Genomic DNA, 12,262 nt, shown 5'->3' on the forward strand with positions numbered 1-12,262 from the left:
GGCTGCCGGGTCTCTCTGTGGACCTTGGCGTGTCCGCCTGGCGTCGTGCCCACCTCCAACCTTCACCGGGCTCTGCCGCCGTCGGCGCCCGCCATCTAGTGTTTCCGCAGGTCAGCGGGCTTGTCCAAAAGTTTTTCAAAAAAGTTCGCCTCTAGCTATTGAATTTAAGATGTACTTTATTATCTTTTAAGTGTGACAGTCCCCACAAGGGGTCGTGGTCAAAACCATTAGCTGTTCTGCAACGGAGTCTGAAAACTATGAACGCCACGCTCACCACCACAGCCGTACGCCGCGGCAGTGACGCCGAACTCGTCGCCAGTGACGAGTTCCCGCCGCTGCAGCATTTCATCGACGGTGCTTTCGTCGATGGGGAATCCGGTGCCCGGACACCGGTGGTCAACCCAGCCAACGGGCGTCTGATCTGCGACGTGCCCGAAGGAACTGCCGGGGACGTTGACGTGGCCGTGACCGCCGCACGGCGTGCACAGGGCCCATGGGGTGAGCTGACGCCCGCCGAACGCTCCGCAGTGCTGCTCAGCGTCGCCGAGAGGATGGAAGAGCACGGTGACTTGCTGGCCCGGCTGGAGTCCCTGAACACGGGCAAGCCACTGGCAACGTCCCAGGACGACGTTGCGGGTTCCGTGGACACGTTCCGGTTCATGGCCGGCGCCGGACGCGCACTGACCTCGCTGGCCGCGGGCGATTACGCCGCGGACCACACCTCCGTGATTCTCCGTGAGCCCGCGGGTGTCGTGGGCGTCATCACCCCGTGGAACTACCCGCTGCTGATGGCAGCCTGGAAGATCGCCCCGGTCCTGGCTGCCGGCAACAGCCTGGTCCTCAAGCCCTCCGAGCAGACACCACTGACCACCCTGAAGCTCGCCGAGATCATCGCCGACGTCCTGCCTGCCGGTGTCTTCAACATCGTCACCGGCCTGGGCCCGGGCGTGGGGGAGCGGTTGGCAACCCACCCTGACATTGATCTGGTTGCCCTGACCGGAAGCGTCACCAGCGGCAAGGCCGTCGCCGCAGCAGCCGGTGACACTGTCAAGCGGGTGCACCTGGAACTTGGCGGCAAGGCACCCGTAGTGGTCTTTGCCGACGCCGACTTGGCCGCGGTCGCCGAGTCCCTGCGCACGGCAGCGTTCTACAACTCCGGCCAGGAATGCGGTGCCGCGTGCCGGGTTCTGGTCCACGAATCCGTCGCCGAAGAATTCACCGGCCTGCTGGTCGAGCAAGTCCGCTCCTTCGTCGTTGGCGACCCGACCGCCGGCGGCGACGTCGAGATTGGCCCGCTGGTCTCCGAAGCCCACTTCAACCGCGTCGCAGGTTTCCTGGAACGGGCGAAGAGGGACGGCCTCACCGCAGCCATCGGCGGTGCCCCGCTGGATGGCCCGGGCTTCTTCATCGCCCCCACAGTCCTGACCAACGTCCCCGCCGGGGCCGAGGCAAGCCAGAACGAAATCTTCGGCCCCGTGGTCACCATCGAAACCTTCTCCGACGAGGACGAAGCCATCGAACGGTCCAACGAAACCCCCTACGGCCTCGCCGCCTCGGTCTGGACCCGCGACGCTGCCCGCAGCATCGACGTTCCCCGCAAGCTGCACTTTGGCACAGTCTGGGTCAACTCCCACCTGGTCCTTGCCAACGAAGTGCCCTGGGGCGGATTCAAAGGCTCCGGCTACGGCCGTGACCTGTCCATCTACGCCCTGGAGGACTTCTCCCGTACCAAGCACGTGATGATCAACCACGCCCGCTAAGGACACCCCCCCAACCATCACGGGCACCACCAAAGCTCCCAGGTGACACCGCAACAAAAATTCCCGGGCGGCAAAGCCGCCGCCCCGGACCAACTGAAGGAAAGCATTCACATGCCTCAGCAGCTCTACCCCCTTCCCCCTATCACCCACGACACGGAAACCCCTTGGACCAACTGGGGCGGCAACCAGTCCTGCACCCCGGCCTTCACCGTCCGCCCGAAGACTGAGCAGGAAGTCCTCGACACGGTCCGCTTCGCCATCAAGGAAGGTCTGCCCGTGCGCGCCGTCGGCGCCGGACACTCCTTCACCCCGCTCGTCCAGACCGGCGGCATTCTGATGGACCTCCGGCTCCTCGCCGGCCTGACCGGAACGGACACCAGCACCAGCCGGGTTCGTATGTACGGTGGAAGCCGCATCAGCGATGTCGGTGCCCCGATGTGGGACAAGGGCTTGTCCCTGACCAATCAGGGCGACATCGACAAGCAGGCCATCGCCGGCGCAATCGCTACCGGAACGCACGGCTCCGGCATCGAGCTCGGAAGCTTCTCCTCGGCCCTGCGCTGGGCCAAGATCGTCAACGGCCACGGCGAAATCATCGAAGTCGGCGAAGACCAGCTCCGCGAGCTTAAGGCAGCGCAGGTCGCCCTGGGCACCTTGGGCATCATGGTCGAGGTCGAACTGCAGGCTTCCCCGGCCTACCACATCGAAGAAGAGATCACCTACCCGATGTGGGATGAAGTGGAGCGTGGCTGGGAAGAGAACATCCGCAACAACCGCCACTACTCCTTCATCTGGTGCCAGGACAACGGCTCGGCAGAGATGTACGAACTGCCCACCCCCGCGGGTGAATCCATGATCAACCGCACCTACACCAAGAAGTACCGGGCCGCGACCCTCAACGAACCCCACGAACTCTCCTACGTCGAGGGCGCCCGTAAGGACCGCGCGTACAACATCTACGCCGGCGGCTACATGATCCCGTTCCACGAGTTGGAGTATTACGTCCCGGCCGAGCAGGGCCTCGAAGCGGTCAAGGCCGTCCAGAACCTGCTCCACACCACGCACAAGGACCAGAAGTACCCGCTGGAAGTCCGCTGGGTGAAGGGCGACGAGGGCTACATCTCCCCGTTCTACAAGCGCGACACCACCGTGCTGTCGGTTTCCGGCGCACCGGGCACCAACTACTGGCCGTACCTGCGCGATCTTGATGCCCTTCTGGAGGACTTCGATGCCCGCCCGCACTGGGGCAAGATCCACTTCATGACGCGCGAACGCATGCAGCGGGTCTTCCCCGAATACGACACCTTCGTCCAGGTCCGCAAGGAATTCGACCCCAACGGTGTCTTCCTCAACGACCACACCCGCGCCCTCGTCGGCTAACCGGTCAAGGAAAACTCACATGTCCAAACACCAAGACACGAGTGGACTCGACGAATTCGGGTACACCCAAACCCTTGACCGCAGCATCGGTAAGTTCGCCAGCTTCGCCGCAGGCGTCAGCTATATCTCCATCCTCACGGGTGTCTTCCAGCTCTTCTACTTCGGCTTCGGCACCGCCGGCCCGGCCTACGCCTGGTCCTGGCCGATGGTCTTCGTCGGGCAGCTCATGGTCGCCCTGTGCTTCGCGGAACTGGCCGGCCGGTACCCGGTCGCCGGGTCCGTGTACAACTGGGCCAAGCGCCTGTCCTCGGCCACATCCTCGTGGATGGCCGGCTGGCTGCTGCTGATCTCCTCCATCGTCACCGTTGGCGCAGTTGCCCTGGCCCTGCAGATCACCCTCCCGCAGATCTGGTCCGGTTTCCAGATCATCGGCGATGGCACCGGACCGTTCGACTTCGCCGTCAACGGCGTGCTGCTGGCCTCACTGCTGATCACCTTCACCACTTTGGTGAATGCCTTCGGCGTGAAGCTGACCGCACGCATCAACAGCACCGGAGTTTTCGTCGAACTCATCGCGGCCGTGCTCCTCGTCGCAGCCCTTGCTTTCCACATCATCAACGGACCCGAGGTTCTCTTCGATGTCCAAAGCTTCGGCGAAGGCCAACCTCTCGGCTTCTTCGGGGCCTTCCTGATCGCCTCAATGGCCTCCGGCTACGTCATGTACGGCTTCGACACCGCAAGCTCACTCGGTGAAGAAACCAAGGACCCCAAGCGCACCGCGCCCAAAGCCATCATCAGGGCCGTCACCGCGTCCTTCGTCCTCGGCGGGGCTCTGCTCTTCCTCGGCATCCTCGCCGCACCGGACCTCTCAGACCCGAAGCTCGGTGAGGCAGACGGCGGCCTGCAGTACATCATCCTTTCCGTGCTCGGCGGACCCTTCGGCAAGGCCTTCCTGATCTGCATCGTCGTGGCGATCATCGTGTGCACCCTGGCCATCCAGGCGGCAGCGATCCGCATGATGTTCGCCATGGCCCGGGACAACAACCTGCCCTTCAGCAAGCAGCTCTCCAGGGTCCATCCGGTCCGGAAAACCCCGACGGTCGCGTCCATCACGACCGGTGTGCTAGCCATCATCCCGCTGATCGTCAACATCTCCCAGCCGGCGATCTTCACGATCCTCTCCAGCATCGGTATCGTCCTGATCTACATGGCCTACCTGCTGGTTACCACGCCCATGCTCCGCAACCGGTTCCTGAAGAAATGGCCGATCCAAGACGGCGCCGAAACAGGTTTCAAACTCGGCAAGTGGGGCTTCATCGTCAACCTCATCGCGGTTCTCTGGGGAGCGGCCATGACGATCAACCTCATCTGGCCACGACAGGAAATCTACAACTCCGTACCGCCGTTCGAGTGGTACCTGCAATGGGGCGGCGTCCTCTTCGTCGGATTCGTCATCATGGCCGGTCTCATGCTCTACAGGCTGAGGATCCGCCACCGCACTGGAGTTCTGGCCGAGCACTCCGCGGCCCTCCATGGTTTCGCCGACGCCGGGGAAGAAGGCCAGTCCCAATCGGTCAAAGCCGCGCACTGACAAACTGAACCCAGAAGTGCGGTGCCGCACACAGCGGCGCCGCACTTTCCAACGCTGGCACCTCCGCGAAAGGATCCTCGTATGAACACCGCCACCCTCTCCGGCAAGCGCCTGGCCTCCCTCGTCCAGCAGCGTGCCCAGGACCAGGCCCGGCTGGCCCAACACGAAGGCATCCACGCCACCCTTGCCGTGGTGGTGGCCACCGACGACGAGTCCACCCACTGGTACGTGCGTTCCATCGAACGGGCGGCGGACAGGGCAGGCATCGATTGCCGGATCGTGGACCTTGGACCCGATGCGACGGAACAGGTCCTCGCGAGCGTCCTGAAGGACCTCAGCTCCGAACCCTCGGTGCACGGCATCATCCTGCAGACGCCCCTGCCAACCGGCGTTGCGGCTGACAGCCTGGTGGGGCTGATCGCTCCGGAAAAGGACATCGACGGCGCCAATCCCCTGAGCCTGGGCCGCCTGGCTGTGGGGCGGCCGGCTTTCGCTCCGGCCACGGCCCGCGCGGTGGTGGAGCTTCTTGAGCACTTTGAGGTGCCGGTAGCGGGCCGCAACGTGACCGTCGTCGGGCGTTCCGCTGTGGTGGGCAAGCCGTTGGCCCTGCTGCTGCTGGAACGGGACGCAACCGTTACTGTCTGCCATTCCAAGTCAGGTCCCCTGGAGACGTACACCCGGCCGGCCGACGTCGTGGTTGTCGCCGCGGGCCGCACCGGCCTCCTGACGGGCGCGCACGTCACCGAAAAGACCGTAGTGATCGACGTCGGCACCAACGTCCTGCCCGACGGCACCCTGGTGGGGGACGTCGACGAGGCGAGCGTCACCGGCGTAGCGGCGGCCTTGACGCCGGTACCCGGCGGCGTCGGATCCGTCACGACGGCGTTGCTGCTGCTCCACACCGTCGAGGCGGCACGGGCACAATCCTTACCCTTCGCATCAAAGCTGACGGTCATGGCCTGATCAGGCAACGAGTTCCGGGCCCACACGGGAACCGCCCCGCTCAACCGCAACCCTGAACCCGTTCCAACCTCGCGGAGAACCGAAAGGACGCCAGCAATGGTAGTCACCACGCAAAGCACCGGCTTGCTCATCAATGACTGGACCTCTTTGGACGGATCCGACGCCGAAATAGTCCGCGAAGGAAAGAACGTTGTCCGGGGAATCATTGACGGGGTCGCGGAAGACGGCTCCATCATCTGGGTCCGGGACAACATCGGCTACCGCAGGCTTTACGAACGATGCGAGCACTATGAGGTATGGGTATCTCGTGGACACGCCGCGCTAAATTTCCAAATCGCGAAAACCGGTGCCTGACCGCTGACGGTCCTTAAGGCTTACTCCACAAGCTTGCCCACGGTCGAGACTTCCTTCATCAAGGCAGAGATCTCGTCAGGGATGGCCGGTATCTCTTCGCGGACCACGCCCAAGGTAGGTGACCAGACGAGGTTGACCTGCAGTTGCGCATCCATCCCGGGGTAGTCGCTGCGGTTGTGGCAGCCTCGGGTTTCGCGGCGTTCGACGGCGGATTCCAGGGTTGCGCGTGCGGCCAACGCCGAGGCTTTCAGATCGAAGGCGTGGGCCAGGTCCTGGTAACCGGCGAGGTCCGGGTGGACGCCGATGTTTTGCATGCGTTCTTCGATGGCGTTGAGTTTCGCGAGGCCGGTCATCAGTCCGTCTTCGTCCCGGACGACGCCGGCGTGTTCGGTCATCATGTTGCGGATGGCCCGCTGCAGTGCCCGCACGTTCTCGGTGCCATCGGCGGCGAGCAGATCGTCGATCTCCGCCCGGGCTTGGGCCAGGGCTTCGGCCGAGCGGGGCTGGGACGTCAGGGACGCAGAGTAGCCGGCGGCTGCTTGTGCGACGATCCGGCCGAAAACGAGCAGTTCGATGAGGGAATTGCCGCCGAGCCGGTTCGCGCCGTGGAGCCCGCTTGATGCTTCCCCGATGGCGTACAGGCCGGCCACGTCCGTGCTGTGGTCCTCCGGGCGAACCCAGACACCGCCCATCGAGTAGTGGGCGGTCGGCGCAATCTCGATCGGAGTCGTCGTGATGTCGAGCATCTGGACTTCCAGCATGGTCTGGTAGACCCGCGGCAGGCGGTCCATGATGGTTTCGCGGGGGAGGTGGGAGACGTCGAGCCAGACTCCGCCGTTGGGGGTGCCGCGGCCTTCCTTGATTTCGGTGTAGGCGGCCAGGGCCACCCGGTCGCGGGTGGACAGCTCCATGCGTTCCGGGTCGTAGCGTTCCATGAAGCGTTCGCCCAGGTTATTGCGCAGGATCCCTCCTTCGCCGCGGGCAGCTTCGGAGATCAGGGTGCCCGCGGCGTTTTCGGGTTCGATGATGCCGGAGGGGTGGAACTGCACGAGTTCCGCGTCGCGCAACCTTGCTCCCGCATCGACGGCCAGGCGGAACGAGTCTCCCGTGTTTTCATCGCGTCGAGATGAGGTGCGGCGCCAGATGCGGTTGTGACCTCCGGCGGCCAGGACCACCGCGTCGGCGTGGATGAGGTAGCGGGTGCCGCTGTTGAGGTCGAAGCCGTAGGCGCCGAAGACTTGGTTGTCTTTCACAAGCAGGCGGGTGATGTAAACCTCGTCCAGAATGGGGATCTCCAGTTGCTGGGCCCGGGCAACCAAGCTGCGTTGGATCTCCAGCCCGGTGTAGTCCCCGGCGAAGGCCGTGCGTCGGAAGGTGTGGGCGCCGAAGAAGCGTTGGGAAATGCGTCCGTCGCCTTCGCGGGCGAAGGCCATTCCGTAGCGTTCCAGGTCCTCGATGCCTTGGGCGGCTCCTCGGGCAACGATCTCTACCGTGTGGGGGTTGGCGAGGTAGTAGCTTTCCTTGATGGTGTCTGCTGCGTGTTGCTGCCAGCTGTCGTCTTCATCCATGGTGCCGAGCGCTGCGTTGATGCCGCCGGCGGCAAGGGACGTGTGCGCGTCGGTGCGCTGGCGCTTGCCGACGGCCAGCACGTCGACGCCCATTTCGGCCAGTTCAATGGAAGCGCGGAGGCCTGATCCGCCCGTTCCAATAACCAGGACGGTGGTGGAGATCTGCTTTTCAGTGGGTGAAGTGTTCATAAATTCATGCTAAAAACCCACTCGATGATCAGTCCAATGCATTGTTTGGCTCAACTTGATGCATATAGGCTATGGAGGTGAATCTTGAACAGCTCCGGAGCTTCGTGACGGTACACCAGATGGGGCACTTCACCCGGGCCGCCGCGCATCTGCATCTGGCCCAGCCATCACTGAGCCGGCAAATCTCCACCCTTGAGTCCGACCTCGGAGCGGCCCTTTTCCATCGTGTCAGGGGCAACGTCACCTTGACCGCGGCGGGGGAAGCGCTCTTGCCCTTGGCCACCCGGATGCTGGCAGATGCCGACACCGTTCGATTTGAAATGCAGGAGTTGGCCGGGCTCAGGCGCGGGAGGGTGCGCATCGGTGGTACCCCGACGTTGTGCATCAGCCTGGTTGCCGAAGTCCTGACCTCCTTCCATTCCGCCTATCCGGGCATCGAGTTGCACCTGTCCGAGGGTGGCTCGCTGGGCCTGCTGGAGGAGCTGGCCAATGGTGCGCTTGACCTTGCCCTCGTCACCACGTCGGAGGACTCGCCATCCCCGGCGCCCAGCCTGGGAATGCTTCCGATCCTGAGTGAGGAACTGGTGGTCATCTCTTCGGCCAGGAGCGATTTCCTGGAGGGGTTCGAAACACTCACGCTCACCGAATTGGCCGAACTGCCGCAGATCACCTTCCAGGAAAACTATGAACTGCGGGCAACCACCACACAGGCCTTCCGCGCTGCGGGCCTGACTCCCAGGATTGTCCTTGAGGGCGCCGAGATGGACGCGGTACTGCGCTGCGTGGAACGCGGACTGGGTGTGGCCGTGGTCCCGGCCATGGTGATGGTGGACAGGCCGGGCCTGCACTCGGTGCGGCTCACGGCCCCGCGCTTCACTCGTTCCATCAGCCTGGCGCACCGAAACGACGTACCGCTCACCCGCGCCGCCCAGGCCATGCAGGACCTGATCATTGAGACGGCCAACGACCTGTCCTCAACCAGCGCAGCGACGGCAGGCCTGCTCTCAGCGACACCGGCTCGCAAGCGGTGACCCTCATGCCAAGATAGGTCCATGGTCCCGACACCCCTGCCTGACCGTGCCGTACCGAACCTTCCGTCCGCGGACTTCGACGTGACCGAAACCTTCTACGGTGGGTTCGGCTTCGAACGGGTTTTCCGCGATGAGGGCTGGCTGATCCTGACGCGGGGCGGCGTGCAGTTGGAGTTCTTTCCCGCCCCGGAACTTGACCCGTTCAGCAGCAACTTCATGTGCTCCGTTCGGGTTGCCGACGTCGATGAGCTCTACGACGCCATACAGCGTTCAGGTGTGCCGGTGAGGGCCACTGGTATGCCCAGGCTGCACTCCGTAAGGATGCAGCCGTGGGGCCTTCGCGCAGGCTACCTGGTGGATCCAGACGGCACCCAGCTGGCGCTGATCGAGCAGTCGCTTTGAGCAGAAGCCGACGACGGCGGCGCTGGCGTTGGGCGCGCAGGCGGCAGTCCGTCGTCGTTCGCCTGGTTCGGCCTAGATCCGCTGGCCTGACCGCGCCGGCAGCGCGAGCAGTGCGTTCAGGCTGCGTCGAGCAACCGCCCAACAAAACCTTCACCCCACCCTCACCCGCTGTTCACAACGGCTCGAAAGGGTGGACGGCATGACTGACCTTTCACGCCGCACCCTCGTCAAGTCCTCGCTCGCTGGCCTCACCCTCGCCGGACTCGTCACTGCCGGAACCCCAGCGAATGCCGCCCCGAAGGCCGTCCCCTTGGTCCGCAAGCGACTCACCCTCCCCACGGGGATCGCCACCGGCGATGTCACCACCGATTCCGCCGTCCTGTGGTCCCGCGCCTCCGGGCCGGGTCGCCTCACCGCCACCCTCCGGGCCATCGACGACGCAGGAGAAATCCTTCGCGGCCGCTACGGCTTCAGCCGAACCATCCGTGGCCCCTTGGCCACTGAAGCCAGCGACTTCACCGCGAAGATCCACGCCAAGGGACTTCCCGCCGGAACCCGCTTCAAGCTGGAGCTGAACTTCGAGGACGAGAGCGGCCCGGGGGAGGCACTTCAGGGCACCTTCCGCACGGCGCCGGGCACGAACAAAGCCAACGACGGCGGCACGCAAGACGCGCGCGGTGGCGGCAGGCCGGCGTCGTACTCGCAGTCCTTCGTCTGGACCGGCGATACCGCCGGGCAGGGCTGGGGCATCAACCCGGACATCGGCGGCATGCGCGGCTACCAAGCCATGCACCAGACCCGCCCTGACTTCTTCATCCACTCCGGCGACACCATCTACGCCGACGGCCCCATCGCCGATACCGTCACCGAGAAGGACGGCCAGGTGTGGCGGAACATGGTTACTGAAGAAGTCTCCAAAGTGGCCGAGACCCTGAAGGAATACCGCGGCCGCCACCGCTACAACTCCCTGGACACGAACATGCGTGCACTGTTCGCTGATGTGCCAGTGATCGCCCAGTGGGACGACCACGAGACCACCAACAACTGGTACCCCGGCGAAATCCTGGACGACCCCCGCTATACCGAACGCAACGTGAACGTCCTCGCTGCGCGCGGCCGGCAGGCGTGGCAGGAGAACATGCCGATCGCGGACTCGGCTGCACTCTGGCGCCCGGGAACATACGACGCCGGCCAGTACCAGCCCGCGCGCATCTACCGGAAGATTTCGCGCGGCCCGCAGTTGGACATCTTCTGCCTGGACATGCGGACGTTCAAGTCGCCGAACACTGACGGCAAGGAGCCCTACTCCACCAACATCCTGGGCCAGGAGCAGGTGGACTGGCTGATCAAGGAAGTCCGGCAGTCGAAGGCGACCTGGAAGGTGATCGCCGCCGACCTTCCCCTAGGAATCGTTGTCCCGGACGGTGCCGTGAACCAGGAGAGCCTGTCCAACCGGGACAACGGTGCGCCGCTTGGCCGCGAGCTGGAGATCGCTGGGGTGTTGAGCGCGTTCAAGAAGTACGGCATCAAAAACACGGTGTGGCTGACGGCGGACGTGCACTATTGCGCAGCACACCACTACTCTCCGGAACGCGCGTCCTTCACGGACTTCGATCCGTTCTGGGAGTTCGTCGCCGGGCCCATCAACGCGGGTTCCTTCGGGCCGAACGATATGGATGGGACGTTCGGGCCGGAAGTAGTGTTCTCCAAGGCCGGGCGTTTCCCGGGTGAGTCACCCCGCGACGGCGAGAACCAATACTTCGGGCACGTCGAACTGGGTTCCGACAACACCTTCAACGTGAGCCTGCGGAACGCCAACGGTGCGGTCATTTTCTCGAAGACGCTGAACCCGGAGCGCTGACACTTCCCAGGCTGGGATGACACCCCTAGTGGACGCCGATCTGGTTGCGGACGCCGCGCATTTGCGAGGGGGTCATCTGGTAGGCGCGTTTGAACCAGTGGATGAGGTGTGAGCTGTCGGTGAAGCCGCACTCATGTGCTATCTGGGTGACTGAGCGGCTGCTGTTGAGGAGCATCCAGTGTGCCGCTTTGATGCGAATCTGCCTCCAGTACTGGGCGGGCGGGGTTCGCAGGTGCTGTTTGAACAGCCGTGTCAGCTCGCGTTCCGTGACGCCGACCGCTTTGGCGATGCCTGCCACGTTGCCGGTTTCGTACAAGCGCTGGCGCATCAGCCCGACGGCGTTGACCACCCGTTCGTCCGGGCATTTGAGGCCGATATCGCGATCCTCTTTCAGGACCTGCATTTCGTCGAAGCCTCGGTCTGCCATCAAATAGTGCAGGGTCTTGTTGGAACGGACGCTGCCGCAGTGCTCTGTGACGAGCTGCATGGCCAGGTTGATGGAGGCCAGGCCGCCCGGGCAGGTGATGAAACCGCCGTCGCGTACTACCGGCTGGTCGGTGACCGGGATGACTTGGGGCCGCGCCTGCTGCAATGCCTCCACCATGGAAAAGTGGACGGCGCAACGGAGTCCATCGAGCAGGCCAAGGCGGGCCAGGACGAATTGGCCGGTGCACAGGCCAATGACCGGAACACCGGCAGCGATGGCCGCTTCGACGAAATCAAGCAGGGCCTGCGGAACGGGTGTTGTGCCGTGCTGGATGCCACCGTGGACCACGACGTAGTCGTAGTCGCGGGGATCGCCGAAAAGCCGCGTCGGCGTCACAGGGAATCCGCAACTGGAGAGAATCGGTTGCTCGTCGTGGGACAGCAGGTCCCAGGCGCAGTAGAGCTGCCGGCTGTAGTCCCGTTCATCGGCTGATAGGCGCAGGAACTCGACAAAGCAGGACAGGGACAACAGGGTGAAGTCCGGTGTCGGGGCGATGCCTATCCGCAACGGTGTGTCGACTTGAAGGGTCGGCTTGGTCAAGCCCGGGTGGTCTACGAGTGCCTCCATCGACGCCATCTCCAGTTCCTGCCGATATCTACTATTACCGGTCTCAAATCTACAATTCCGGCCCGCAGATCATCAATACAGTGGTTCTCGTAAACAGCGTCGGGACGCG

General features: G+C 64.0%; 10 protein-coding genes. 8 read left to right on the top strand and 2 right to left on the bottom strand.

The genetic code is table 11. From position 1 onward, the window contains the following. Positions 1-257: 257 nt before the first annotated feature. The 5 genes from ACIPV6_RS09795 to ACIPV6_RS09815 all read left to right on the top strand — a co-directional run bounded on the left by ACIPV6_RS09795 (position 258) and on the right by ACIPV6_RS09815 (position 6,048). On the top strand, positions 258-1,760 hold the full coding sequence (locus tag ACIPV6_RS09795; RefSeq protein WP_400270681.1) for an aminobutyraldehyde dehydrogenase: 1,503 nt from the start codon (positions 258-260) through the stop codon (positions 1,758-1,760). A 111-nt stretch (positions 1,761-1,871) separates the two neighbouring features. Beyond that, complete coding sequence (locus ACIPV6_RS09800) at positions 1,872-3,140, top strand: D-arabinono-1,4-lactone oxidase (RefSeq protein ID WP_400270682.1); 1,269 nt, start codon at positions 1,872-1,874, stop codon at positions 3,138-3,140. 19 nt (positions 3,141-3,159) lie between these two features. Then, positions 3,160-4,731 (top strand): APC family permease, encoded by a 1,572-nt coding sequence (locus ACIPV6_RS09805; RefSeq protein ID WP_400270683.1) that lies wholly within the window; start codon positions 3,160-3,162, stop codon positions 4,729-4,731. Between the two features lie 81 nt (positions 4,732-4,812). Then, the gene (locus ACIPV6_RS09810) at positions 4,813-5,694 is read left to right on the top strand and encodes a bifunctional 5,10-methylenetetrahydrofolate dehydrogenase/5,10-methenyltetrahydrofolate cyclohydrolase (RefSeq protein WP_400270684.1); all 882 of its coding nucleotides are present in this window, start codon (positions 4,813-4,815) and stop codon (positions 5,692-5,694) included. A gap of 96 nt (positions 5,695-5,790) precedes the next feature. Next, positions 5,791-6,048, top strand: a complete 258-nt coding sequence (locus ACIPV6_RS09815) for a hypothetical protein (protein ID WP_400270685.1) — start codon at positions 5,791-5,793, stop codon at positions 6,046-6,048. A gap of 20 nt (positions 6,049-6,068) precedes the next feature. Here ACIPV6_RS09815 and ACIPV6_RS09820 read toward each other — a convergent pair whose 3' ends face one another. After that, complete coding sequence (locus ACIPV6_RS09820) at positions 6,069-7,805, bottom strand: L-aspartate oxidase (protein ID WP_400270686.1); 1,737 nt, start codon at positions 7,803-7,805, stop codon at positions 6,069-6,071. 71 nt (positions 7,806-7,876) lie between these two features. Here ACIPV6_RS09820 and ACIPV6_RS09825 point away from each other — a divergent pair, with 71 nt between their 5' ends. The 3 genes from ACIPV6_RS09825 (at position 7,877) to ACIPV6_RS09835 (ending at position 11,099) form a co-directional block, all read left to right on the top strand. Next, entirely contained in the window at positions 7,877-8,836 is a 960-nt protein-coding gene (locus ACIPV6_RS09825) for a LysR family transcriptional regulator (protein ID WP_400270687.1), read from the top strand. 21 nt (positions 8,837-8,857) lie between these two features. Next, a complete protein-coding gene (locus ACIPV6_RS09830) occupies positions 8,858-9,238 on the top strand; it encodes a bleomycin resistance protein (protein ID WP_400270688.1) in 381 nt (126 codons plus the stop codon). A gap of 199 nt (positions 9,239-9,437) precedes the next feature. Continuing rightward, positions 9,438-11,099 carry an alkaline phosphatase D family protein gene (locus ACIPV6_RS09835; RefSeq protein ID WP_400270689.1) on the top strand — a complete coding sequence of 554 codons (1,662 nt, stop codon included), beginning with the start codon at positions 9,438-9,440 and terminating at the stop codon, positions 11,097-11,099. A 25-nt stretch (positions 11,100-11,124) separates the two neighbouring features. On the opposite strand, the gene ACIPV6_RS09840 is transcribed toward ACIPV6_RS09835, so the two are convergent. Then, positions 11,125-12,162, bottom strand: a complete 1,038-nt coding sequence (locus tag ACIPV6_RS09840; RefSeq protein WP_400270690.1) for a GlxA family transcriptional regulator — start codon at positions 12,160-12,162, stop codon at positions 11,125-11,127. Positions 12,163-12,262: the final 100 nt, after the last annotated feature.

Source organism: Paenarthrobacter sp. NPDC089988 (assembly GCF_044748465.1).
Taxonomy (GTDB): Bacteria; Actinomycetota; Actinomycetes; order Actinomycetales; family Micrococcaceae; genus Arthrobacter.

Coding starts and splice junctions, on each gene's coding strand:
- ACIPV6_RS09795 (WP_400270681.1), top strand. CDS start 258: ATGAACGCCACGCTCACCACCACAGCCGTACGCCGCGGCAGTGACGCC.
- ACIPV6_RS09800 (WP_400270682.1), top strand. CDS start 1,872: ATGCCTCAGCAGCTCTACCCCCTTCCCCCTATCACCCACGACACGGAA.
- ACIPV6_RS09805 (WP_400270683.1), top strand. CDS start 3,160: ATGTCCAAACACCAAGACACGAGTGGACTCGACGAATTCGGGTACACC.
- ACIPV6_RS09810 (WP_400270684.1), top strand. CDS start 4,813: ATGAACACCGCCACCCTCTCCGGCAAGCGCCTGGCCTCCCTCGTCCAG.
- ACIPV6_RS09815 (WP_400270685.1), top strand. CDS start 5,791: ATGGTAGTCACCACGCAAAGCACCGGCTTGCTCATCAATGACTGGACC.
- ACIPV6_RS09820 (WP_400270686.1), bottom strand. CDS start 7,805: ATGAACACTTCACCCACTGAAAAGCAGATCTCCACCACCGTCCTGGTT.
- ACIPV6_RS09825 (WP_400270687.1), top strand. CDS start 7,877: ATGGAGGTGAATCTTGAACAGCTCCGGAGCTTCGTGACGGTACACCAG.
- ACIPV6_RS09830 (WP_400270688.1), top strand. CDS start 8,858: ATGGTCCCGACACCCCTGCCTGACCGTGCCGTACCGAACCTTCCGTCC.
- ACIPV6_RS09835 (WP_400270689.1), top strand. CDS start 9,438: ATGACTGACCTTTCACGCCGCACCCTCGTCAAGTCCTCGCTCGCTGGC.
- ACIPV6_RS09840 (WP_400270690.1), bottom strand. CDS start 12,162: ATGGCGTCGATGGAGGCACTCGTAGACCACCCGGGCTTGACCAAGCCG.